This window comes from Arthrobacter sp. 05L428 (assembly GCF_056397665.1).
Genome location: NZ_JBFTNW010000007.1, coordinates 1 through 22630, shown reverse-complemented (window position 1 = coordinate 22630; position 22630 = coordinate 1). Strand labels below are relative to the sequence as shown.

Here is a 22630-nt window from a genome sequence, read left to right as displayed (position 1 = left end):
TCTCCCCCGCGGCGCCAGCTCACCCAACTGGCGGACTAGGACGCCGTTGACGGGCGGGTGCCCACGGCGCCGGGCCGCAGCGTCTCCAGGAGCTGGTCGATCACGCCGGCGTCCTCGATCGTGGAGGGCACCACATAGTCGTCGCCGTCGGCGATTTGGCGCATGGTCTTGCGCAGGATCTTTCCGGAGCGGGTCTTCGGCAGGGCCTCCACGACCGTGACGTGCTTGAAATCCGCCACGGCGCCAATGTCGCGCCGGACCAGGGCGATCAGGTCCTTGACCAGGATCTCCTCCGGCACGTCCACCCCCGATTTGAGGACCACGTAGCCGCTGGGGCGTTGGCCCTTGAGGGGGTCCGCGAGTCCGATCACAGCGCATTCGGCGACGGCCGGGTGCTGGCCGATCACCTGTTCCATGGCGCCGGTGGAGAGCCTGTGCCCGGCGACGTTGATGATGTCGTCGGTCCGGCCCATCACGAAGAGGTAGCCGTCCTCGTCCTGGTAACCGGAGTCGCCGGTGGCGTAGCAGCCCTCGAAGGCCTGCAGGTAGGAGGAGATGTAGCGTTCGTCGTTGCGCCAGAGCGTGGTCAGCGTGCCCGGCGGCAGGGGCAGTCCCAGGACGATGTTCCCCTCGGTGCCGGTTTCCACCTCGTCGCCCGCGCCGTCCAGGATCCGCAGCCTGAAGCCGGGCATCGGAACGCTGGGCGAACCGGCCTTGATCGGCAGCCCGTCCAGGCCGCGAGGGTTGGCGCAGATGGCCCAGCCGGTCTCGGTCTGCCACCAGTGGTCCACCACGGGCACGCCGAGGACGCGGGACGCCCAGTGGAACGTGTCCGTGTCCAGCCGCTCGCCCGCCGCAAACAGGGTGCGCAGGCTGGAGATGTCGTATTCTTCGAGCAGCTTTGCCTCGGGGTCGGCCTTCCGGATGGCCCGCAACGCGGTAGGGGCGGTAAACAGCACGTTGACCTTGTGGTCCTGGATGACCCGCCAGAACGCGCCCGCGTCCGGGGTGCCCACCGGCTTGCCTTCATAGATCACGGTGGTGGCGCCGGCCAGCAGCGGCCCGTAAACAATATACGAGTGCCCCACCACCCAGCCGACGTCGGAGGCAGTCCACATGACGTCGCCGGGGCCGACGTCGTAGATATTCTCCAGCGTCCAGCTCAGGGCGACGGCGTGGCCCCCGTTGTCCCGCACCACGCCCTTGGGTGACCCGGTGGTGCCCGAGGTGTAGAGGATGTAGAGGGGGTCCGTGGCTGCGACGTCGACCGGGGCGGCGGGCTCGGCGGACGCCATCGCCGTGTCCCAGTCCAGCCAGCCGGCGTGGTCTGCAGCGGACGCGGTGAAGCCTTCCCGTGCCTTGACCAGCACGGGGGTCTCCGGCGCGCCGGCCAGTTCCAGCGCTTCGGCGACGGCCGGGAGGTACTCGATCCGCCGCGAGGGCTCGATTCCGCCGGAGGCGGTGACCACGGCGGCGGGGTTGGCGTCCCGGATGCGGGCGGCGAGTTCCTTAGGCGCGAAACCGCCGAAGACCACCGAGTGGATCGCGCCGAGCCGGGCGGTTGCCAGCATGGCGATGGCGGCCTCCGGGATCATCGGCATGTAGATCACCACACGGTCGCCCTTGCCGACGCCGTGGCTGCGCAGCACCCCGGCGAAGCGGGCGACGAGGTCGGTGAGCTCGGCGTAGCTGAAGCGCTGCTGCGTGCCCAGCATGGCGGAGTCGTAGATCAGGGCGTCCTGGCCGCCGCGGCCCTCCGCCACGTGGCGGTCCAGGGCGTTGTAGCAGGTGTTCAGCACGCCGTCGGGAAACCAGCTGTAAAGCGGCGCGCGGCTGGAGTCGAGGGCCCGGCCCGGCGGCGTGCTCCAGTCGATCTTCCCGGCGGCCTCAAGCCAGAAGTCCTCCGGCTGCTCAACGCTGCGCTGGTAACTGTCCCGGTAGCTCTTGGTGACCATGAAGTAATCCCGTCCACGACGTTGTGATGCAGCTCATGGTAGCCCTGCTGGGGTCCTTCCACAAGGGCTGTGTATACAGCGGACACTTGGATCTGGCTCTTTTTGCTGATTAGGGCCGGAAAGTGTGGGCTATTCTGCCGATTGTGTATACACTGAACGGGTCAGCCGAGGAAGGAGACCATCATGCGCGCCAGTGACAAGGCCTACGCCGCCCTGCGCGACGACATCATCGAGTGGCGTCTCCTGCCGGGAACAGTCCTCGCCGAAGTCGAACAGTCCGAGCGGCTCGGCATCTCGCGGACCCCGCTGCGCGAGGCCCTCAGCCGGCTCAGCGCGGAAGGGCTGACGACGACGGCGGGCGGCCGCGGCGTCGTCGTTACCGACATTTCCCTCGAGGACATTGACGAACTCTTCGAACTGCGCGAAACCCTCGAGGGCAGGGCCGCGGCGCTGGCCGCCGAGCGCGGCGATGCGGCGACATTCGAGCAACTGCGTCGCGAGCTCCTGCGAGCGCCGGAGCTGATCAATGGCACAGACCCCGCACGCCATGACTACTACAGCCTGGTCGGGCGGCTCGACGCGGCCATCGACGCCGCTATTTCCAACTCCTACCTGGTCCAGGCCATGCGCAGCCTGCGCGTTCACCTGGTCCGGGTGCGCCGGCTGGCGGCCGACGACGCCGAGCGCCTCACCGCAGCGGCCGCCGAGCACGCCACCATTGCCGAAGCCATCGCCGCCGGCAACCCGCGGCTCGCCGAGGCCGCCACCACGCTGCATCTGCACCGAAGCCTTTCCCACGTCAAAGCCACCCACGTACCTCACTAGAAGGAGCACCATGGTTAAGGAACACCACGTCCGCGTTTACAAGAGCGAGGAAAACCTGGCCCGCGAGGACCAGCTCGCCTACAAGATCGCCAAGGTCGCCGCGGATCCCGTCGCGGTCTCCGACGAGGTCACCGACATGGTGATCAACCGCGTCATCGACAATGCTTCGGTGGCCATCGCTTCCCTGAACCGCGCCCCGATCGTCGCCGCCCGCGCCCAGGCACTCACCCACGGTCCCACCACCGGCGGCAAGGGCTCGAAGGTGTTCGGCATCGAGGAGCGCGTGGCTCCGGAATGGGCGGCCTGGGCCAACGGCGTCGCCGTCCGCGAACTCGACTACCACGACACGTTCCTGGCCGCGGACTACTCCCACCCGGGCGACAACATCCCGCCGATCCTCGCCGTCGCCCAGCACGTCGGTTCCAGCGGCAAGGACCTGATCCGCGGCATCGCCACCGGCTACGAGATCCAGGTCAACCTGGTCAAGGCCATCTGCCTGCACAAGCACAAGATCGACCACGTAGCGCACCTGGGCCCCTCCGCCGCCGCCGGCATCGGCACCCTGCTGGGCCTCGACGTCGAGACCATCTTCCAGTCCATCGGCCAGGCGCTGCACACCACCACCGCCACCCGCCAGTCCCGCAAGGGCGAGATCTCCACCTGGAAGGCCCACGCCCCCGCGTTTGCCGGCAAGATGGCTGTTGAATCCGCCGACCGTGCCATGCGCGGCCAGACCTCCCCGGTGCCGATCTACGAAGGTGAAGACGGCGTCATCGCCTGGATGCTCGATGGCCCCGACGCCAACTACACGGTGCCGCTGCCCGAGGAGGGCGAAGCCAAGCGCGCCATCATGGACACCTACACCAAGGAACACTCCGCCGAGTACCAGGCACAGGCGTGGATTGACCTGGCCCGCAAGCTGCACGGCGAGCACCCCGAGGTCACCGACCCGGCCAACGTCGAGTCCGTGCTGATCAAGACCAGCCACCACACGCACTACGTGATCGGTTCCGGCGCCAACGACCCGCAGAAGTACAGCCCCACGGCAAGCCGGGAAACCCTGGACCACTCCATCCCGTACATCTTCACGGTCGCCCTGCAGGACGGGGCCTGGCACCACGTCGATTCCTACGCCCCGGAGCGCGCAGGCCGCCCGGACACGGTGGAGCTGTGGCACAAGGTGACCACGGTCGAGGATCCGGAATGGACCCGCCGCTACCACTCGCTGGACATCGCGGAGAAGGCCTTCGGCGGCTCCGTGGAGATCACCCTCAAGGACGGCACCGTCATCACCGACCAGATCGCCGTCGCCGACGCGCACCCGCTGGGCGCCCGGCCGTTCGCCCGCGAGCAGTACGTCAACAAGTTCCGCACCCTCGCCGCCGGCCTCGTGGCCGAGGACGAGATCGAGCGCTTCCTGGCCGCCGCCGCGCGGCTTCCCGAACTCGCCGCCGGCGAGCTCGACCAGCTCAACATCAAGGCAGCCGACGGCGTGATCGACCTGGCAGCCGCCCCGAAGGGACTCTTCTAATGCTGTATTCGAAGACCACGCCGGAGCAGAAGCGGATCCGGTTCCGGGAGCTGCTTGCTTCCGGGACAATCCAGCAGTTCCCGGGTGCGTTCAACCCGCTCTCGGCCCGGCTGATCGAGGAAAAGGGATTCGCCGGGGTGTACATCTCCGGCGCCGTCCTCGCCAATGACCTCGGCCTGCCGGACATCGGCTTGACCACGCTCACCGAGGTGGCCACCCGGGCCGGGCAGATCGCCCGGATGACGGACCTGCCCTCGATCGTCGACGCCGATACCGGTTTCGGCGAGCCGATGAACGTGGCACGCACCATCCAGGAGCTCGAGAACGCGGGCCTGGCCGGCTGCCACATCGAGGACCAGTTCAACCCGAAGCGCTGCGGCCACCTCGACGGCAAGAACGTTGTGGACCTCGACACCGCGACCAAGCGGATCCGGGCCGCGGCCGACGCCCGACGGGATCCCAACTTCCTGATCATGGCCCGGACCGACATCCGGGCCACCGATGGGCTCGAGGCGGCGCAGCAGCGGGCCAAGGCCCTCGTGGAAGCCGGCGCTGACGCGATCTTCCCGGAAGCCATGAAGGACCTCAGCGAGTTCCAGGCCATCCGCGACGCCGTCGACGTGCCGATTCTGGCCAACATGACCGAGTTCGGCAAGAGCGCGCTGTTCACGGTCGACGAGCTGGCCGGCGTCGGCGTCAACATGGTCATCTACCCGGTAACGCTGCTCCGTAGTGCCATGGGCGCTGCTGAGCGTACTCTGGAATCGATCAAATCCGACGGCACCCAGGAGGCACAGGTTTCGAGCATGCTGACCCGTGCGCGTCTCTACGACCTCGTCGACTACGAGGCGTACAACCGCTTTGACACCGGGGTCTTCAATTTCCAGATCCCCGGCATCTGACACCCCCACCGGACTGCCGGCCCCGGCCGGTCAACAGGCGTTAGGAACAAAGGAGTTTCAGCATGGCTGAAAATGAGATCAAAAAGGGCCTTGCCGGCGTCGTGGTGGACTACACCGCGGTGTCCAAGGTCAACCCGGACACCAATTCCCTGCTCTACCGCGGCTACCCCGTCCAGGAGCTGGCCGCCAAGTGCAGTTTCGAGGAAGTGGCCTACCTGCTCTGGAACGGCGAGCTGCCGACGCCGGAGCAGCTGGCGGAGTTCACCGCCGCCGAGCGCGCGGGACGTGCCCTGGATCCGGTCGTCAAGCAGGTCATCGACGCGCTGCCGATCACCTCGCACCCCATGGACGTCTGCCGCACCGCGGCGTCGGTGATGGGCGCCCGGCACCCGCTCGCCGAGGACTCCTCGCGGGAGGCCAACATGGCCAAGGCCGTGGACCTCTTCGCCGCCATGCCGGCGGTGGTGGCCTACGACCAGCGCCGTCGCCACGGGCAGGCAGCGGTGGAGCCCCGTGACGACCTGGGCTATTCCGCCAACTTCCTGTGGATGGCCTTCGGCGAGGAGCCGGTCCAGGAAGTAGTGGAGGCCTTCAATGTCTCGATGATCCTGTACGCCGAGCACTCCTTCAACGCCTCGACCTTCACGGCGCGGGTAATCACCTCCACGCTCTCGGACCTGCACTCGGCCGTGACCGGCGCCATCGGGGCGCTGAAGGGGCCGCTGCACGGCGGCGCGAACGAGGCGGTCATGCACACCTTCGACGAGATCGGCATCCGGCAGGAGGAGTCGCTCGACGAGGCTGCGGTCCGGGCGAAGGCCTGGATGGAAGATGCCCTGGCGCACAAGAAGAAGGTCATGGGCTTCGGCCACCGCGTGTACAAGCACGGCGACTCCCGGGTTCCCACCATGAAGGCGGCCCTGGACAAGATGATCGCGCACTACGGCCGTCCGGAGCTGCTGGGGCTCTACAACGGACTCGAGGCCGCGATGGACGAGGCGAAGGCGATCAAGCCGAACCTCGACTACCCGGCCGGACCGACGTACCACCTGATGGGATTCGACACCCCCACCTTCACTCCGCTGTTCGTCGCCAGCCGGATCACCGGCTGGACCGCGCACATCATGGAGCAGCTGGACTCGAACTCGCTGATCCGCCCGCTGAGCGAATACAACGGTGTCGAGGAACGGCACGTGCCGTAGACAGCATGACTTAGCCAGTGCGAGCAACAAAAAAGCGCGGGCCGCCCACCTCCTGGAGGTGGACGGCCCGCGCTTTTTGTGGCTAGCCCTGCATCCTCAGGCTGAGGATCATGGCCTTGAGCTTCTTGTACTCCGGGCTCCGCATAAAGTCCTTGGCCTCCGCCAGCGAGTTGAAGATGGGGTCATCGTTCCTCTGGCTTTGGAAGGTGCGGTCGGCAAAGGACAGGGTGCCCTTGGGCGCACCGGACACGAAGGAGAACATCTTGCAGCTGTCCTTCACTTGCCCGGTCACATTGTCGACCAGTCCAACCTGGTAGTCGAAGGCGCCGCCGTCCGCCCGCATATCCAGGACGCGGTAGGAAAACCGCACTCCACTGGCCTGGGCCCACGGCGTGTCCAGGGCCGGCGCTGTGTCGAGTTCCGTCATTTTGTACGGACCCGGACCGCAGGCGCCGCCGACTGCACCAGTGGCGCCGTGGTAAAGCTCGGCCACCTGCATCCTGGCTTCGTTGAAGACGATGATTTTGGTCCCGGGGAACTCGGCGGGCCGGTCCGTGGATTCCTCTACCGTCCAACGGTCAGGCAAGGTGAACGAGACCCCGGCCGAAGCGCTGACGTAACGCCCGTTGGTGACTCCGCTGACCGTCCCGTCCGTTGCGGGCGCTGTGGTTGCCGACGGCGTCGCGGATTCCGACGCCGTGGCGGTGGGCGACGGTTCCGTCGTGACGGTGGCGGATTCGGTCGGCGTGGATACTGCCGCCGTCGAGGCCGCAGCGGGGGCCGGGTCGGCGGGCCGCATATTGCCGGCGACGGCGACGCCCCCGGCAACGGCCGCCAGCGCGACGATAACGACGGCAGCCGCCAGCGGCCAGCGGCGGCGTGTACCGTTTACGGCCGGCTGTTCGTCGTCGTAGGACTCCCCGCCCGTAAGGTCGTGCTTGCTTGAATCCATGCCTTGCCCCCAATGTGGTCCGTGTGCCGCTTGCCGGCGAGCGAAGGAAGTGCCTGGATCGCCGCTGAGCAATGTTCGAAGCCTAGGCTACCGGCCCAGCCGCGGCATTCCCCGCACCGAGTTTCGAGTCGCGGAAATATTCGTCGCGGGCGCCGGGCCTCAGCCTTGCGTGGTCCTCTGCGTGGAGGGGTAGCGGATCGACGCCACCGTTTCGTTGTCCTCGTTGAGGACCACGACGACGTCGATGGTTTCGCCGGCCAGCGCCGGTGGTAGCCAGTGCCCGGCATCCTGCCACATGCGGTGCAACGGAAGCTCCCCGACGCCGAACCATTCGGGCGTTATTTCCGCGCTTTCGGCGGGTTCGCCGTTCCAGCGCCGGGTGGTGAAGAGCCGGCAGGCCATGTTCCATGCCGGCCGGGCGGGAAAGATGAACTCGACGTTGCCGGCGTGGACCAGGTCCTCCTGGAGCACCACGACGCCGACCTCTTCCCAGACCTCGCGGACCACGGCCTCGGCGTCGCTCTCCCCCGGTTCGACGTGGCCGCCGACGCCGACGATCTTGCCGACGCCGAACCCGGTCCTTTTCAGGCCCAGCAGCACCTCCGCGCCGCCCGCCGTATCGCGGAGCAGGAAGCAGAGGGTCACTGGTGTGAGGTTCATGTATTCCAGCCTAATAGCCGCCGGCACCGAAGTTACCCGGCCGCCGGGCCCTCGCCGACCAGCTTCGGCCGCAGTTTGACCGGAATTCCCTTGGCCGCGAATTCCTTGTCCATGGCCTGCTGCGCGGTGAGTCCCTGGTTGTTCGTCGCCTGGAACTCCCAGTTGAAGACGTAGGCCCACTCCTGCCGAACGTCACAGAGGAAACGGCCGTTTTGCAGCTTGGCAATCTTGTACCACGCGTTGCCGCCGTCGAGCTTGAGCGCCCGGACGCCATCATCGGAAATGGAGTAGGCGAGCCAACCGTCAGCACAGCCCAGCACGGTGTAATAAGCCTGCTCGGCGGCGGGGATCGCCTTGATGGCACGCGTCTGGTCATTGCGCTGCTGGTCGATATTGGACAGCGTGCACGCGACGCCGCCGGTGCTCAAAGCTGCGGCGCTCGTTGGAGCGGGAGCGGCTGTGGACGTGGGCGCCGTCGGGGTGGCCGAACTTGGTGAGGGGCTGGCAGGACTCGGTGCGGGGCTTGCGGAGGCGGTCACCGTTGGGACCCCGGTCTGGGCAGGGCCGGGCGCCGATTGCGGCATCAGGTTCCCGCCGATCACCACTGCGGCAACGACAGCAGCAGCGGCCAGCACGGTTGCCGCCGCGGCCCGGACGGTTTTGCGTCGTGCCGGTGTCCGCCCTGCGGGTGTGCGCCCGGCCAGTTGGACAATGTTGGGATCCGTAGAAAAGACGGCAGAGCGGGCAGCATCGCTCCCCGGCGCCACGCCCGGTGCACCGACACGCGGCTTGGCGTCCTTCATGAGCTGTTCGATGCGGTCCATGGCTAGTCCTTCCGTTCGGTCATGAGATGGGTGGGCGCGGCCTTCGCGAAGGCCCGGCGTGCCCGGTGCAGTCGGACTGCAGCGGCGGACGGAGAACATCCCAGCGCCTGGGACAGTTCAGCGGTGCTCAGTTCGTCCCAGTAGCTGAGCATGAGGACCTCGCGATCCCGCTCCCTCAACCGCGCTAGAACGTCCGCTACGGCGGCGCGTTGTTCAGTGTCTGGCCCTGGAACCTGGCTGCGGGCCTCATCTTCCAGCCGGTCGACCAGTTCCTGGCGGCGACGGCGGCCCTTGTATTCGTTGCCGATCACGTTCCGGGCGGTCGCCAGCAGCCAGCCAATACCGGGTGGTTCCGACAGCTGCTTTTCCCAGGCAATCCTGAAGACATCCGCAGCCAGTTCCTCGGCGCGGTGCCGGTCGCTGATCCGGCAGGCAATGTAGCGGTAGACCCGCACTGAATGTTGCGTGTGCAGGTCAATGAACGCTTGCTCTTTGGCAGCCAACATGGTGCTTCCCCCGGACATCGGATGACTTCTTCCTGAAGACTAAGTGTCCTGCGACGGGTTTTTTCTTACATCGGCCACTAAAAACATTCAGGAGCGGAAATTCTGGCAGGATGTCGTGATGCCCTTCACTTTGCGCGAACCCGCGCTGCCCGAGGCACTTGAGATCGCTGATCTGCACGTGGCCACGTGGCGGGAGACGTATTCACGCTTACTTCCTGAGGACTTCTTCACCGAGGAGCATGTCCGGAGCCGACACCAGATGTGGAACAGGGTCCTCGGGAACCCCCGCGTGGAATGGACTATCAGAATCGCGGAGAGCAGAGGACAGATCATCGGATTCGCGTTCGCTGGTCCCAGCCTCGACGCGAGGGGCCAGCAACTCCCCCGCGACCGGCAGCTCTACAGCCTTTACGTGTTGGCGGAGCACCACGGCACCGGGGTGGGACAGGCCTTGATGGATGCGACCGTGGGCGATGGTGGGGCCATGCTGTGGGTCGCGAAGGACAATCCCCGTGCGGTGGCGTTCTATCGCCGCAACGGCTTCGATTTCGACGGTACGGAACAGAGGGACCCCGGGGCTCCAAAGATCGTCGACGCACGCATGGTGAGGTAGGGACCGTCAGTTGATTAGTCGATCAGACCGGTTGGAGAAGGCGCCCTACCAGCGTGGTTCCCATCGCCGAGGACCAGTCCGGGTCGGTTGCTTCAACGGCAGGGATTTCGTGCCCGACCCTAAATTCATACCAGTCCGGAAATTCATACCAGTCCGGGAGGGGATCCTCCGGCAGTTCCAGTCCAAAATGTTCGCCTGCACGATCCTCTGGAAACGGCGCGGGCACACTCCCGTATCCCGTATGCCCTGGCAGTCCTTGGTGGGACTGGGTGTCCGACTCCGCAATGAGCGTCGGCAGGTGGGGTGGTTCCCAATCCTGGTGTTCGCTGGCGTAGTGCCGGCCGGTCGGTGAGGTCCAGCCAGGCGGGTGGTCTTGACTGGCTTGGGTGGGTGCCCAGGCGGTGGTGTGTTTGAGGCGGTGGTGTTTGCGGCAGGGTTGGCCGAGGTTGGCGATTCCGGTGGTGCCGCCGTCGGCCCAGGCCAGGAGGTGGTCGGCGTCGTTGTCCAGGGACAGGTTGTTGCAGCCCGGGAACGGGCATTTGCCGTCACGCAGGCGCAGCCACTGCCGCAGGGCCTTCGGGACGCGGTAGCTGGTGCGGCCGATTTCCAGCGGGGCGCCGTCGCGCGGGTCGGTCAGGACCCGGTAGAACGAATCGGCGCCGCCCGCGACCAGACGGCGGGCCATCGACGGCGGGATGGATCCGTGCCCGTCCAGCATGGCAGGTTCGTCGGTGACTCCAAGCAGGGAGAGGGCCGGGACCGTGATCAGGACCTGTGCCCGCGGCGCCGGGACATCCCCGGCCACAGCCTCGCCCCCGCCGCCGCCCGCTTCGCCGTCGGCCGCTTCGCCGTCGGCCGCTTCGCCGCCCCCGTTGCTCAGCAGCCAGGTGGCGGCAACGTCCGCGCGGAGCTGGCTCAAAGTCCGGACCTCCGAAGGGTTTTGCAGGGCCCGGGCCGGGCTGGTGATCCGCTCCCAGATACCGGCCGCCGTGTCGGCCGGAAGATACGCCGAAAGCCAGGCCATCCCGTCCCGGTCCGGGCAGTATTCGACCCGCCGGTCCCCCGCACTCTTGGTGTGGCGCGACTCTACGCTGACCGGGTGGTGGCGTTCGCGCCAGCTCCGGGCCCTGGCCCGAAACCGGCCCGGCGCCAACTCCCCGGCTGGGCATCCACGCGCCGGATCTGGTGCCTCCGGGTCCAGGAAGTGGGTCTCCAGCGCCGCCGCCCCGGCGGGATCCAGGCCCTCGGCTTCGTCGACCATGATCCGGGCGTGCTGCCACGAGATCGTTCCAGCCTGCAAGGCTGCCAGGGTTAGAGGCAGCGACGTCGTGAGTGCCCGGCTTTCGTGCAGGAGGGCTCCGGCGCTGCGTTCGCTCACGGAAAGCACACACGCGACCTCGGCTACCACGGCCATCTCCTGCGCTGTCGAATCCCGCGGCGTCGCCGCGGGCTGTGCCAGGGCTTCTGCGGCCTGCAGGTAAGCCGCTGCGAGCCTGACCTTCAGTGCCTCTGTCCGGGCCTCCAGCCGGGCCACCTCGGCCAGACCGTCCAGGCAACCATCGACCAAGGCCCGCAGCGGATCGGTATGCTCTTCGCCGTCACTTATGACGGCAGCCAGCGCAACGACAGAGTCGGCAACGGCTGCCAGGGCCTCACCAGTCTGCGCGTTGAAAGCCACTCCGCTTTTCATACCCCCAGCCTACGAACGAGCACCGACATTATTGATGGCGGTGCGTCGCATCCTGCCGGCCGGTAAGCTGCCGGCCGCACGCCCGGCAGGCCAAGCAGGCCAAGCAGATCAGGCCTACCCCAGCGCTCTCGGATGCGCGGCGGCGTAGATCTCGCGCAGCGTGTCAGCGGTGACCAGGGTGTAGACCTGTGTGGTGGTTACGGACGCGTGGCCCAGCAGCTCTTGCACAACGCGGACATCGGCCCCGCCCTCGAGCAGGTGCGTGGCGAAGGAGTGCCGCAGGGTGTGGGGCGAAACGTCCTTGGTGATGTTGGCCTTCTCGGCCGCGGCTTTGAGGATGGTCCAAGCGCTTTGGCGGCTGATCCGGCCGCCCCGGGCGTTAAGGAAGAGGGCCGGGGTGCCTTTGCCCTTGGCGGCCAGCAGCGGCCGGCCGCGGACCAGGTAGGCGTCCAGGGCGCGTGCTCCGTAGGATCCCAGCGGCACCAAGCGCTCCTTGGAGCCCTTGCCGAACAGCCGGACAATCGCCGGGCCGGGCTCGTCGTCCCCTTGGAGCGAGATGTCGTCGACGTCGAGGCCCACGGCCTCGCTGATGCGCGCCCCGGTGGAATACAGGAACTCGAGCAGGGCGCGGTCGCGCAGTCCGGTCGCAGTGTCGGTTCCGGCCGCTTCCAGGATGCGGGTCACCTCATCGACCGTGATGGCCTTGGGCAGCCGCTTTCCGGGCATCGGCGGGTGCACATCGCTGGCCGGGTCGGCGGGCGTGACACCTTCCAGCGCCCAGAACTTGTGCAGCCCGCGAACCGCCACAACCGTGCGGGCGGCCGAGCGCACACCGAGGGCGGAACCGCCATCGGACCCGTCGGAGAGCGCCTGCACGAAGCCGGTCACGTCGCGCCGGGTGATCTCCTCCGGGCGCTGGCGGCCGGCCCTGGCGAGGTGCCGGGCGTAGCGCGCCAGGTCGCGTCGGTAAGCGGAGAGGGTGTTCGCGGCCAGTCCGCGCTCAACCCCCATGTGCTGCAGGTAGTCGGTGATGGCGCGGTCGACGGCGGTCAGCGGACGGGCGGGCGCCGGCTTCGCCGCGGGCAAGGCCTCGGCAGGAGGTTCAGCGGCGGGAGGTTCGGCCGCCAGCAGTCCGGTCATCAGCGCTGGCTGGGGTGGGCCGGCCACGGCGCGTCGGCCGGGCGGAGTCCCCCAAACCCGTCGGCGCAGGCCGCGGCGGCGGCGAGGATTCCGACGACGGCGGAGGGGTTGTGCAGCCGTCCGTCCAGCACCGCCGAGACAGCCGCGTCGAGCGGGATCCAGTGCAGCTCGATTTCCGCTTCCTCGTCGGTGCGGACGTGCAGTTCGTGGCCGGGGACGTCGCTCAGGTCCCGGGCCAGGTAGATGCGGATGGCTTCGCTGGAGGAACCGGGTGAGTTGAAGAAGTCCGCCAGCACGTTCCACGTCCCGGCCACCAGGTCCGCTTCCTCGGCGAGCTCCCGGGCTGCCCCGGCCACGAAGTCCTCGCCCTCGACGTCGAGCAGCCCGGCGGGGATTTCCCAAAGGGCCATGCCCACCGGGTGCCGGTACTGCTTGATCAGCAGGATCTCGCCGTCGTCGTTCATCGGCAACACGGCCACCGCACCGGGGTGGTCGATGTAATCACGGACCAGTGGCTCGCCGTCGTCGCTCAGCTGGAAACTGTCGCTGACAACGTCCCAGATCCGGCCTTCGTAGACCTTCTCGGAAGACAAAAGACGGCGCGGGCTCGGCTCATCCGAAACCTGCCGTGCAGCATTGGGGGTCTCAGACTTACCGGGCATCGCGCCGTCCTTTGATTCAGTTGGGAGTTACTTTGACTCTGCCGGAGTCGACTTGGCGGCCGCAGCCTTGCCAGTGGCAGCGGCAGGCTGGCCCGCGCCGTGCTGGCGGTCCAGGGCAGCCTTGACCAGCCCGGCGAACAGCGGGTGCGGGCGGGTGGGCCGTGAGCTCAGCTCCGGGTGCGCCTGCGTGGCCACGTAGTACGGGTGGACTTCACGGGGAAGCTCGACGTACTCGACCAGCTTGCCGTCCGGCGAAGTTCCGGAGAAGACGAGGCCCTGGGCAGCGATCTGCTCGCGGTACTTGTTGTTGACCTCGTAGCGGTGCCGGTGGCGTTCGCTGACCGTAGTGGTGCCGTAGGTCTCGGCGATGACCGAACCCTCGTCCAGCTTCGCCTCATACAGGCCCAGGCGCATGGTGCCGCCCAGGTCGCCCTTGCCGTCGACGATGTCGAGCTGCTCTTCCATCGTGGCGATGACCGGGTACTTAGAGTCCGGCTCGAACTCGGACGAGGAGGCGCCCTCCAGGCCGACCACGTTGCGGGCGTACTCGATCACCATGCACTGCAGGCCCAGGCACAGGCCCAGCACCGGGAGCTTGGTTTCGCGGGCGTACTTCAGGGCGCCGAGCTTGCCCTCAAGGCCGCGGATGCCGAAGCCGCCAGGGACGCAAATCGCGTCCACGCCGGCCAGGGACTTGACGGCACCGTCGTGGGTTTCGCATTCGTCCGAGGGGACCCAGCGGATCTTGACCTTGGTGTCGTTTGCGAAGCCGCCGGCACGCAGTGCTTCGGTCACGGACAGGTAGGCGTCCGGCAGGTCGATGTACTTGCCCACGAGGGCAATCTCAACCTCATGCTTGGGGTTGTGGACGGCTTCGAGGAGCTTGTCCCAGCTGGTCCAGTCGACGTCCTTGAACGGCAGGTCCAGGGCGCGGACGATGTAGGAGTCCAGGCCCTGGGAGTGCAGGGTCTTGGGGATGTCGTAGATGCTCGGTGCGTCCGGGCAGCCGATCACGGCGTCGATGTCGACGTCGCACATCCGGCCGATCTTGTCGCGCATGGCCTGCGGGACCTCGCGGTCGGAGCGGATCACGATCGCCTCGGGCTGGATACCGATGGAGCGCAGCGCAGCGACGGAGTGCTGCGTCGGCTTGGTCTTCAGTTCCTGCGAGGGCCCGATGTAGGGCACGAGGGAGACGTGCAGGAAGAACACGTTGTTCCGGCCGACGTCCTGGCGGACCTGGCGTGCGGACTCGAGGAACGGCTGGGATTCGATGTCGCCAACGGTGCCGCCGATTTCGGTGATGATGACGTCCGGAGCGTTCTTGCCCTCGGCGGGGAGCCGCATGCGGCGCTTGATCTCATCGGTGATGTGCGGGATGACCTGGACGGTGTCGCCGAGGTACTCGCCGCGGCGCTCCTTGGCAATGACCGTGGAGTACACCTGGCCGGTCGTGACGTTGGCCGAGCCCTCAAGGTTTTCATCGAGGAAGCGCTCGTAGTGGCCGATGTCGAGGTCCGTCTCGGCGCCGTCGTCGGTCACGAAGACCTCGCCGTGCTGGAAGGGATTCATCGTGCCCGGATCCACGTTCAGATAGGGATCGAGCTTTTGCATTGTTACAGACAGGCCGCGTGCCCGCAGGAGGTGACCGAGGCTCGAAGCCGTCAGTCCCTTACCGAGCGAGGACGCCACACCACCGGTTACGAAGATGTGTTTGGTCGTCTTGGACGAGCCCGGGAACCGGGAATTTACACGGGAATTTGATCGCTGCACCACGGAATTTGAGCCTATCATCAATTCGGCCGTCCTAGGGTCGATAAATCACCGCTGTGATGGTCATCCCAGTCCCGGCGCGCCGGAAGATCGATCAGGCCTGCGGCAGCAGCTTCGCGTCGTCCAGCAGTTCCTGCGCGTGTGCCCGGGCCGATTCGGAGTCTTCCTGCCCGGCGAGCATGCGGGCCAGCTCGCGGACCCGTTCCGCCTCGTCCAGCAACTGGACATCGCTGGAGGTGAAGCCGGTCGCCGTCGCGCCGTCGGCCCCGCGCACCGAGGTCTTGGTGACCCGGATGTGCTGGTCGGCGAAGGCCGCCACCTGCGGCAGGTGGGTGACCACGAGGACCTGGACATGCCGGGCGAGCATGGCCAGCCGGCGGCCGATCTCGACGGCGGCGCGGCCGCCGACGCCGGCGTCGACCTCGTCGAAGACGAACGTCGGCACCGGGTCGACGGCGGCCAGCACCACTTCGATGGCGAGCATCACGCGGGAGAGCTCACCGCCGGACGCACCCTTGCCCAGCGGCCGGGCCGGCGCGCCGGAGTGGGGCTGCAGCAGGAAGGAAATCTCGTCGGTGCCGAGCGGGCCCAGCTGCTCACCGGGGTCCACATTGATGACCAGGGTGGCGTCGGCCATGGCCAGCGCGGTCAGCTCGGCGCTGACCCGGGCTGAGAGGTCCTTGGCGGCCTTCTTCCGGGTCTTGCTGATGGCCGCGGCCTGCTTGCGGAGGTCGGCCTCGGAGCGGGCGACCTCGGCGTCCAGCGCCTCGATCCGGGTCGAGTCGTCCTGGAGCTCTTCGAAACGGGCCCGGGCCTGCTCCGCCCAGAGCAACACCTCGTCGATGCTGGGGGCGTACTTACGCACCAGCTTGGCCAGCGCGGCGCGCCGGTCCTCGATCTCGGCCAGGCGTTCCGGCCCCTCGGTGTCGAGGGAGGCCTGGTAGCTGGCCAGGTCGCCGGCGATGTCGTTGAGCAGGAAGCCCACCTCCGCCAGCCGGGCGGCGGCAGAGCCCAGTTCGCCGTCGTGTTCCGCGACGTGCTCCAGGGTGCGCTTTGCGGCGTCCACCAGCGTGGTGGCATCGGCGTCCTCGCCGAAGTCTTCGGAGATGAGGGCCTGATGGGCGGTGCTGGCTGCGATTCGGAGCTCTTCGACGTTGGCGAGCTTGACGGCCTCCGCTTTCAGCGATTCGTCCTCGCCGGGCTGTGGGTCGACGGCGTCGATCTCGGCAAGGGCTGCCTCGAGGGATTCCGCCTCGCGCAGCCGTTCGCGGGCGGCACTGCGGAGTTCGTCCAGCTCGGTCTGGCTGGCCTTCCAGTGCCCGTGCAGCTCCTGGTAGGCGGTCAGGGAACCGGCCAGGCCCTCCCCCGCAAACTTATCCAGGGCTTCGCGCTGCGCCACCGGGCTCTTGAGCCTGATCTGGTCCGACTGACCGTGGACCACCACCAGCGTCCCGCCGATCTCGGCGAGGACTCCGACCGGCGCGGCGCGGCCGCCGAGGTAGGCGCGGCTACGCCCGTCGGCACCCACGCTTCGGGCGAGCAGCAGTTCGGCGCCGCCGTCGAACTCCTCGACCTCGGCTCCGGCCTCGCGTGCCCGGCTGATCGCAGCGTGCCCGGCGTCGAGCTTCAGCACGGCTTCCGCGGAGGCGCTTTTCGCCCCACTGCGGACGGCGCCGGCGTCGGACCTTGCGCCGAGCAGGAGGCCGACGGCGGTGACCACCATCGTCTTACCGGCGCCGGTCTCGCCGGTCACCACGCTCAGGCCGGGGCCCAGCGGCAGCGTCGCGTCGGTGATGACGCCGAGGTCGCGGATTCTCAGTTCTTCAAGCATGGGTCACTTCACAGTCGAGGGATCAGTTGGTGCTTCCGGATCCGCGCCGGGGCCCGCATGACGGGGCGTGGGCAGCGCGCGGCTGGGCCGCGGGGTGCGCACCACCGGCAGGGGCCCGGTGTGGATGGTGTCGGTCTGCGGCACCGGACCGCGCCAGCCCTGGATGGGGAGCTCGAACTTGCGGACCAGGCGTCCGGAGAACGGGGTCTGGTGGGTGCGGGCCAGCCTTACCGGCGTGGCCGAGCGGGTCACTTCCACGCGGGCTCCCGGCGGCAGGTCCACGGAGCGCCGGCCGTCGCACCACAGCACGCCCTGGGCGTCGGTGCGGTTCAGGATTTCGACGGCCAGCCGGGACCTGGGCGAGACCACGAGCGGCTTGGCGAAGAGGGCGTGGGCACTGATCGGCACGATCAGCAGCGCCTCGACCTCGGGCCACACCACGGGGCCGCCCGCGGAGAACGCGTAAGCGGTGGAGCCGGTGGGGGTGGCAAGGACGACGCCGTCGCAGCCGAAGGAGGTGAGCGGGCGTTCGTCTACCTCGGTGACCACCTCGAGCATCCGTTCACGGTTGCCTTTTTCGATGGCGGCCTCGTTCAGCGCCCAGGTGTGCCAGATCTTCTGCCCTCGGACCCACACCTGCACATCGATGGTCATCCGCTCCTCCACCGTGTACTGGCGGCTGGCGATCCACTCCACGGTCTGGGCCAGGTCCGCCCGCTCGCTCTCAGCGAGGAAGCCGACGTGGCCGAGGTTGACGCCGAGCAGCGGCACGTCCACCTCGCGGACCAGCTCCGCGGCGCGCAGGATAGTGCCGTCACCGCCGAGCACCATGACGAGTTCGACGTCGGGCAGTTTGACGTGGTCGTGCAGGACCTCGACGGGCTGGTCCAGCCGGCCGAAGAACCTGACCATGTCGGCGAGCTCGGATTTCTGCATCACCGCGACGAGGCCGGAGGCATGCAGCTGGGCGCACGCTTCCCAAGCGGCCTTGAGGGATTCCTCGCGGCCGGTGTGGGCAAGGATGAGGACACGCCTGCTCATCGGGTTCCGCCTTCTAGTGCTTCTAGTGCTTCTCGTGCTGCTCTGGCCAGATCGTTCCGAGTAACGCAGCAACGGCTGCGTCCCGCTCCTCGATCTTAGGCAGGTCTGTCCGGATCCCGCGTTTTATCCACAGGAAGTACTCCACGTTTCCGTCCTGGCCGGGCAGCGGACTCTGCGCGAGGCCCGCCAGGTCCAGGCCTGCGTCCATCGCCGCGGACGCCACCTTGGCGACGGCCATGCGGCGTTCCCGCACGGAGGTGACCACGCCGGTGCGGCCCAGCCGGTCCTTGCCGATCTCGAATTGCGGCTTGACCATCAGGACCAGGTCCCCGCCGGGCTCGGTGCACGCCGCGAGGGGCGCCACCACGAGGGTCAGCGAGATGAACGACAGGTCCGCCACGGTCAGCGCCGCCGGGCCGCCGATCATCTGCGGGGTCATGTAGCGGACGTTGAGCCCTTCGTGGACCGAGACCCGCGCGTCGTTGCGGATTTGCGGTACCAGCTGGTCATGCCCGACGTCGACGGCGACGACATGCGCGGCGCCGCGCCGAAGCAGCACCTCGGTGAAGCCGCCGGTGGAGGCTCCGGCGTCGAGGCAGCGCTTGCCGGAAACCTCGACGGCGGGAAAGGCATCCAGGGCGCCGGCCAGTTTGTGGGCCGCGCGGCTGACGTAGTCGTCCTCGCTGGTGGCGGCGACATTAAGGGCCATGCCGTCCTGGACCTGGAAGGAGGCCTTGGCGAGCACTTCGCCTCCAGAGCTGACCTTGCCCTCGCCGATCAGGCGCGCGGCATGGGTGCGGGACCTTGCCAGCCCGCGGCTGACGAGGGCCTGATCAAGCCTGGTCATTGCGGGGAGTCCCCCGCACGCTGTCCGGTCACGTCCTCGTTGAGGGCTGCCGCCAGCTCGTCGTGCAGGCCGGCGTAGACCTCGCCGTGGTCCGCAACCGGCAGCATCGGCAGCGCGTTCAGGCGCACCAGCAAGGCATCTACGGCCGGATCGTCTACAGCAGCGGCGTCGGCGGGCGTAGGCCAGTCGATCCGGGCGTCAGCGCTTTCCAAATCGGCGTCGGTGGAAGAACTTTGCTCGGTCATGCTCTCCAGTCTAGTGATCCAGCCACTCGAGGCCGGGCGCCAGGGCGGTTGCAGTTTCGGGGTTCGCAGCCCACCAGCCGGCACAGGCTGCACGCCACGAGTCGAGGTCCGCGGGATCCCCGCTGACGCGCACCGTGGTCCCCTCGACGAGCGCCGAAGCCGCTCCGCAACGGTAGCGTCCCTCGGCGTCGCGCTCCACCGCCGGGTAGGGGCGGTAGAGGTCGGTGAGGTCATTGATCACGAAAGTGGGGCGTTCCATGGTGCGCGCGGCGAGGATGGATTCCCTCGTGTCCACACCGGTCAGCACGGCCACCGTCGCGAAGCCGGCGTTGTTGCCGCCGAGGATGTCAGTGTCCAGCCGGTCTCCGACCACCAGCGGACGGTCGGCCGCCAGCCGCTTGGCGGCAGCGTGGAACAGCGGCGCTTCGGGCTTGCCCGCGACGAGCGGTTGCCGGCCGGTGGCGGCGGCGACGGCGGCAACCAGTGTGCCGTTGCCGGGCGCCATACCGCGGGCCTGCGGAATGGACATGTCCGTATTGGTGGCCACCCACAGGGCGCCGGCCGCAACGACGTAAGATGCCTCCGCGAGGTCCTTCCAGCCCAGATCCGGGTGAAAGCCCTGCACGACGGCGACGGGATCCTCGGCCTCACTGCGGACCGGCACCAGCCCTGCGAGTTCGATTTCGCGGGCCAGCGCCTCGCCACCGGTGATCAGGACGCGGGCACCGGCAGGCAGCAGCGAGGCCAGCAGCTCTCCGGCCGCCTGTGGCGAACTCACGACCTGCTGCTCCTCCGCAGGGGCGCCGAGCTCGCGCAGGTGCTGTGCCACCTCCGCGGGCGAACGGGAGGCGTTGTTCGTTACGTAACCCAGCCCGACGCCGATTTCCGAGAGGCGGCGGAGCGACTCCACGGCGCCGGGAATGGCGTGCGGGCCCGCATAGACGACGCCGTCCAAATCGGCGAGGAGCGCGTCGAACCGGGAAATCAGCTCAGCTTCGGCCATTACGGACTAGTCCTCGACGCGTTCCGAGTAGTGGGACTCCCCGGCGTCGGCGTCACTGGATTCCGACTCCACAGGTTCCAGTTCGTCGGCTTCCAGTTCGTCGGCTTCCAGTTCGTCGGCTTCCACGGAATCCTCGTCGGATTCGGCGTCGTCGGATTCGAAGAAGTCGGGCTCTTCGTCGTCGGAGCCGGCTTCAAGATCGCGGACAGCAGAGTGCGGCGCGTCGGTCTCCGGGAGGCCGGCCACCGCTCCGGCACCGGCGGCACGGGGTGCGGCCTCGCCGGCGGCGGCAGCGGCCTGCTGCTCGGACTGCTGCTGCAGGATCCGGCGGCGCTCCTTTTCCTCGCGGGCTTCCTCTTCCTCGTCCCAACCGAGGTCGATGATGTCCGGCTCCTCGTCAACGCCCATGCCCAGGGCCTTCTCGGCGACGACGGCCTGGCGCTGCCATTTCCCCGCTTCGGCGTCGCGGCCGGCCGCCGTCAAGGCATCGGCGTAGGCGCGGAAGAGCCGCGGGCTGTAGGAGAACGCGCGGTTGATGTCCAGCTGCGCGATTTCGAGCTCGGAGACCGCAGCGTCGAGCTGGCCGAGGTCGGTACGGGCGCCGGCCGCGACGATCGCCAGTTCCACCTTGCCCGGAGCATCGAGGTCCTTGGCCTCTTCGGAGCGGGCCATGTCCAGGGCACGATCCGGCCGGCCGAGGCCACGCTCGCAGTCGGCCATCACCGGCAGGTGCATGTTGGATCCGCTGATCCGGCGGTAGGTGCGGAATTCCCGCAGCGCCTCACCGTAGTGTCCTGCAGCGTACGCAGTCAGGCCAACGGCTTCGCGGACCGCTGCGAGGCGGCCGCCGCGGCGGCTCGCCGCCAGGGCGTGCTGGAAGGCGAGCTCAGGCTCCTCATCAAGAAGGCGGCCGGCCATCACGAGGTGGCGTGCCACCCATTCGGCGCTGTTGTCTTCAAGGGTCTTGATCTGGTGCTGCGTGGCCCGGTCGAGTTCTTTGCCGGTGACGTCCTCGTCGATCTGCGGTGAACGCTCACGGTCCGGGCGGTTAGCGCTGCGCAGGTCCCGGGCGTTCGGCTCACGTACGGGGCGGTCCTCGGCGCGGTCACGGCCGAACTGGCGCGGACCGGACTCGGCGCGGTCAAAGCTGCGAGCCGGACGGTCCTCGCGGTTGCCGAAGGGCTTGCGATTATCCCCGCCACTGAACGGCTTACGGTCCCGGTCGCCACCGAAGCTGCGACGCTCCCCGCCCTCACGCGGGGGACGGTCACCAAACGGCTTACGATCACGATCAGCACCGGCACCGGTGAACGGCTTACGGTCCCGGTCGCCACCGAAGCTGCGACGCTCCCCGCCCTCACGCGACGGACGATCACCAAACGGCTTACGATCACGATCGCCACCACCACTGAACGGCTTACGATCACGATCTGCGCCGAAGCTGCGACGCTCCCCRCCCTCACGCGACGGACGATCGCCGAACGGCTTACGATCACGATCGCCACCACCGGTGAACGGCTTACGATCACGATCTGCGCCGAAGCTGCGACGCTCCCCGCCCTCACGCGACGGACGATCRCCRAACGGCTTACGACCACGATCGCCACCACCACTGAACGGCTTACGATCACGATCGCCACCACTGCTGAACGGCTTCCGATCACGATCAGCATCGAAGCTGCGACGCTCCCCACCCTCACGCGATGGACGATCGCCAAAAGGCTTACGATCGCGGTCGCCACCGGCACCGCTGAACGGCTTCCGGTCGCCAGCCGGCTTCGATCCGGCCGAACGGTCGTCCCTGGCGCGGAAACCGCGGGGATCACCCCCAGAGTTGCTCGTACCACGGAATCCACCGCCGCCAGAGTTTCGTCCCCCGCCAAAGTTGCCGCGGTCGTTGCCGCCGCGGTTGCCGTCGTTGTGCTCAGCCATGTTGGATTCCTCCTGTTATGAGCTGACCACTGGCGCAATCGCAGCCGCTCTGTTTCCGTGTTTCGTTCCCTACGCAACCCGAAATCAAGCGCTTCGAAGTCCGTACATCTCAATCAATTCTAGGCGAGACGCCAGCACCCGGCTAACGGCAGCGGGGCTTTAGGCCGATGCGGTGTCAAGTCTCACAGCCCAGCCGGACGGCGCTCACCCGGGCCTCATCACAGCTTGGGCTGCGGGACGGTCCGTCGGGTACTTGCCGGTGCCGCGGGAGAGTTATGCGAGAGCGATCCCGTCTACCACGCAGGTGGTGAGGGAGTGTCCGCTGGTCCCTCTCAATGGCACTGTGCTTGGGGTGTTAAAAGGCTCAGGCCCCGACACTGTGTGTCGGGGCCTGGCTGTAATGGTTGTCCGGCGGTGACCTACTCTCCCACACCCTCCCGGGTGCAGTACCATCGGCGCTGTGGGTCTTAGCTTCCGGGTTCGGGATGGGACCGGG

Annotated in this window: 20 protein-coding genes and 1 rRNA gene; 5 read left to right on the top strand and 16 right to left on the bottom strand. The window is 67.8% G+C overall.

Annotation, left to right across the window (positions count from 1 at the left end):
* Nucleotides 1-35: 35 nt before the first annotated feature.
* Nucleotides 36-1955: a propionyl-CoA synthetase gene (locus AC1DH3_RS13040; RefSeq protein ID WP_476909486.1), complete on the bottom strand. Its 1920-nt coding sequence runs from the start codon at nt 1953-1955 to the stop codon at nt 36-38.
* A gap of 183 nt (nt 1956-2138) precedes the next feature.
* Between AC1DH3_RS13040 and AC1DH3_RS13035 the strand changes: the two genes are divergently transcribed.
* The 4 genes from AC1DH3_RS13035 to AC1DH3_RS13020 all read left to right on the top strand — a co-directional run bounded on the left by AC1DH3_RS13035 (nt 2139) and on the right by AC1DH3_RS13020 (nt 6415).
* A complete protein-coding gene (locus AC1DH3_RS13035; protein WP_441418912.1) occupies nt 2139-2780 on the top strand; it encodes a GntR family transcriptional regulator in 642 nt (213 codons plus the stop codon).
* Between the two features lie 10 nt (nt 2781-2790).
* The gene (locus AC1DH3_RS13030) at nt 2791-4311 is read left to right on the top strand and encodes an MmgE/PrpD family protein (RefSeq protein WP_476909485.1); all 1521 of its coding nucleotides are present in this window, start codon (nt 2791-2793) and stop codon (nt 4309-4311) included.
* Nucleotides 4311-5213 (top strand): methylisocitrate lyase, encoded by a 903-nt coding sequence (gene prpB, locus AC1DH3_RS13025; protein ID WP_441418914.1) that lies wholly within the window; start codon nt 4311-4313, stop codon nt 5211-5213. The genes AC1DH3_RS13030 and prpB overlap by 1 nt, the downstream gene beginning before the upstream one ends.
* A 62-nt stretch (nt 5214-5275) precedes the next feature.
* Nucleotides 5276-6415, top strand: coding sequence for a bifunctional 2-methylcitrate synthase/citrate synthase (locus AC1DH3_RS13020; protein ID WP_476909484.1), 1140 nt, complete (start codon nt 5276-5278; stop codon nt 6413-6415).
* A gap of 82 nt (nt 6416-6497) precedes the next feature.
* Here AC1DH3_RS13020 and AC1DH3_RS13015 read toward each other — a convergent pair whose 3' ends face one another.
* From AC1DH3_RS13015 to AC1DH3_RS13000, 4 genes are all read right to left on the bottom strand, one after another.
* Nucleotides 6498-7367: a hypothetical protein gene (locus AC1DH3_RS13015; protein WP_441418916.1), complete on the bottom strand. Its 870-nt coding sequence runs from the start codon at nt 7365-7367 to the stop codon at nt 6498-6500.
* 159 nt (nt 7368-7526) lie between these two features.
* Nucleotides 7527-8027 (bottom strand): NUDIX domain-containing protein, encoded by a 501-nt coding sequence (locus AC1DH3_RS13010; protein ID WP_476909483.1) that lies wholly within the window; start codon nt 8025-8027, stop codon nt 7527-7529.
* A 32-nt stretch (nt 8028-8059) separates the two neighbouring features.
* Complete coding sequence (locus AC1DH3_RS13005; RefSeq protein WP_441418918.1) at nt 8060-8851, bottom strand: hypothetical protein; 792 nt, start codon at nt 8849-8851, stop codon at nt 8060-8062.
* A 2-nt stretch (nt 8852-8853) separates the two neighbouring features.
* Nucleotides 8854-9357, bottom strand: a complete 504-nt coding sequence (locus AC1DH3_RS13000; protein WP_476909482.1) for an RNA polymerase sigma factor — start codon at nt 9355-9357, stop codon at nt 8854-8856.
* Nucleotides 9358-9475: 118 nt separating this feature from the next.
* On the opposite strand from AC1DH3_RS13000, the gene AC1DH3_RS12995 reads away from it, so the two are divergent.
* Nucleotides 9476-9970: a GNAT family N-acetyltransferase gene (locus tag AC1DH3_RS12995; protein WP_441418920.1), complete on the top strand. Its 495-nt coding sequence runs from the start codon at nt 9476-9478 to the stop codon at nt 9968-9970.
* Between the two features lie 22 nt (nt 9971-9992).
* On the opposite strand, the gene AC1DH3_RS12990 is transcribed toward AC1DH3_RS12995, so the two are convergent.
* The 11 genes from AC1DH3_RS12990 to rrf all read right to left on the bottom strand — a co-directional run.
* Nucleotides 9993-11660: an HNH endonuclease signature motif containing protein gene (locus tag AC1DH3_RS12990; RefSeq protein ID WP_476909481.1), complete on the bottom strand. Its 1668-nt coding sequence runs from the start codon at nt 11658-11660 to the stop codon at nt 9993-9995.
* 114 nt (nt 11661-11774) lie between these two features.
* Nucleotides 11775-12800, bottom strand: coding sequence for a site-specific tyrosine recombinase XerD (gene xerD, locus AC1DH3_RS12985; RefSeq protein WP_476909480.1), 1026 nt, complete (start codon nt 12798-12800; stop codon nt 11775-11777).
* On the bottom strand, nt 12800-13462 hold the full coding sequence (locus AC1DH3_RS12980) for an NUDIX domain-containing protein (RefSeq protein ID WP_476909479.1): 663 nt from the start codon (nt 13460-13462) through the stop codon (nt 12800-12802). Before AC1DH3_RS12980 ends, xerD begins: the two co-directional genes overlap by 1 nt.
* 27 nt (nt 13463-13489) lie before the next feature.
* Nucleotides 13490-15256 (bottom strand): CTP synthase, encoded by a 1767-nt coding sequence (locus tag AC1DH3_RS12975; RefSeq protein ID WP_441418924.1) that lies wholly within the window; start codon nt 15254-15256, stop codon nt 13490-13492.
* Between the two features lie 73 nt (nt 15257-15329).
* Nucleotides 15330-17066: a DNA repair protein RecN gene (gene recN, locus AC1DH3_RS12970; protein ID WP_476909478.1), complete on the bottom strand. Its 1737-nt coding sequence runs from the start codon at nt 17064-17066 to the stop codon at nt 15330-15332.
* Nucleotides 17067-17069: 3 nt separating this feature from the next.
* Nucleotides 17070-18107, bottom strand: coding sequence for an NAD kinase (locus tag AC1DH3_RS12965; RefSeq protein WP_441418926.1), 1038 nt, complete (start codon nt 18105-18107; stop codon nt 17070-17072).
* 22 nt (nt 18108-18129) lie between these two features.
* Nucleotides 18130-18954: a TlyA family RNA methyltransferase gene (locus AC1DH3_RS12960; protein ID WP_476909477.1), complete on the bottom strand. Its 825-nt coding sequence runs from the start codon at nt 18952-18954 to the stop codon at nt 18130-18132.
* Complete coding sequence (locus AC1DH3_RS12955; protein ID WP_476909476.1) at nt 18951-19199, bottom strand: hypothetical protein; 249 nt, start codon at nt 19197-19199, stop codon at nt 18951-18953. The genes AC1DH3_RS12960 and AC1DH3_RS12955 overlap by 4 nt, the downstream gene beginning before the upstream one ends.
* A gap of 10 nt (nt 19200-19209) precedes the next feature.
* Nucleotides 19210-20202, bottom strand: a complete 993-nt coding sequence (locus AC1DH3_RS12950) for an HAD-IIA family hydrolase (RefSeq protein WP_476909475.1) — start codon at nt 20200-20202, stop codon at nt 19210-19212.
* Nucleotides 20203-20208: 6 nt separating this feature from the next.
* Nucleotides 20209-22134, bottom strand: coding sequence for a hypothetical protein (locus AC1DH3_RS12945; RefSeq protein ID WP_476909474.1), 1926 nt, complete (start codon nt 22132-22134; stop codon nt 20209-20211).
* A gap of 406 nt (nt 22135-22540) precedes the next feature.
* A 5S ribosomal RNA gene (gene rrf / locus AC1DH3_RS12940) occupies nt 22541-22630 on the bottom strand; the annotation flags it as partial.

Bases quoted from the DNA above. Each gene is read 5' to 3' on its own strand.
- AC1DH3_RS13040 (WP_476909486.1), bottom strand. From the start codon at position 1,955: ATGGTCACCAAGAGCTACCGGGACAGTTACCAGCGCAGCGTTGAGCAG.
- AC1DH3_RS13035 (WP_441418912.1), top strand. From the start codon at position 2,139: ATGCGCGCCAGTGACAAGGCCTACGCCGCCCTGCGCGACGACATCATC.
- AC1DH3_RS13030 (WP_476909485.1), top strand. From the start codon at position 2,791: ATGGTTAAGGAACACCACGTCCGCGTTTACAAGAGCGAGGAAAACCTG.
- prpB (WP_441418914.1), top strand. From the start codon at position 4,311: ATGCTGTATTCGAAGACCACGCCGGAGCAGAAGCGGATCCGGTTCCGG.
- AC1DH3_RS13020 (WP_476909484.1), top strand. From the start codon at position 5,276: ATGGCTGAAAATGAGATCAAAAAGGGCCTTGCCGGCGTCGTGGTGGAC.
- AC1DH3_RS13015 (WP_441418916.1), bottom strand. From the start codon at position 7,367: ATGGATTCAAGCAAGCACGACCTTACGGGCGGGGAGTCCTACGACGAC.
- AC1DH3_RS13010 (WP_476909483.1), bottom strand. From the start codon at position 8,027: ATGAACCTCACACCAGTGACCCTCTGCTTCCTGCTCCGCGATACGGCG.
- AC1DH3_RS13005 (WP_441418918.1), bottom strand. From the start codon at position 8,851: ATGGACCGCATCGAACAGCTCATGAAGGACGCCAAGCCGCGTGTCGGT.
- AC1DH3_RS13000 (WP_476909482.1), bottom strand. From the start codon at position 9,357: ATGTTGGCTGCCAAAGAGCAAGCGTTCATTGACCTGCACACGCAACAT.
- AC1DH3_RS12995 (WP_441418920.1), top strand. From the start codon at position 9,476: ATGCCCTTCACTTTGCGCGAACCCGCGCTGCCCGAGGCACTTGAGATC.
- AC1DH3_RS12990 (WP_476909481.1), bottom strand. From the start codon at position 11,660: ATGAAAAGCGGAGTGGCTTTCAACGCGCAGACTGGTGAGGCCCTGGCA.
- xerD (WP_476909480.1), bottom strand. From the start codon at position 12,800: ATGACCGGACTGCTGGCGGCCGAACCTCCCGCCGCTGAACCTCCTGCC.
- AC1DH3_RS12980 (WP_476909479.1), bottom strand. From the start codon at position 13,462: ATGCCCGGTAAGTCTGAGACCCCCAATGCTGCACGGCAGGTTTCGGAT.
- AC1DH3_RS12975 (WP_441418924.1), bottom strand. From the start codon at position 15,256: ATGATAGGCTCAAATTCCGTGGTGCAGCGATCAAATTCCCGTGTAAAT.
- recN (WP_476909478.1), bottom strand. From the start codon at position 17,066: ATGCTTGAAGAACTGAGAATCCGCGACCTCGGCGTCATCACCGACGCG.
- AC1DH3_RS12965 (WP_441418926.1), bottom strand. From the start codon at position 18,107: ATGAGCAGGCGTGTCCTCATCCTTGCCCACACCGGCCGCGAGGAATCC.
- AC1DH3_RS12960 (WP_476909477.1), bottom strand. From the start codon at position 18,954: ATGACCAGGCTTGATCAGGCCCTCGTCAGCCGCGGGCTGGCAAGGTCC.
- AC1DH3_RS12955 (WP_476909476.1), bottom strand. From the start codon at position 19,199: ATGACCGAGCAAAGTTCTTCCACCGACGCCGATTTGGAAAGCGCTGAC.
- AC1DH3_RS12950 (WP_476909475.1), bottom strand. From the start codon at position 20,202: ATGGCCGAAGCTGAGCTGATTTCCCGGTTCGACGCGCTCCTCGCCGAT.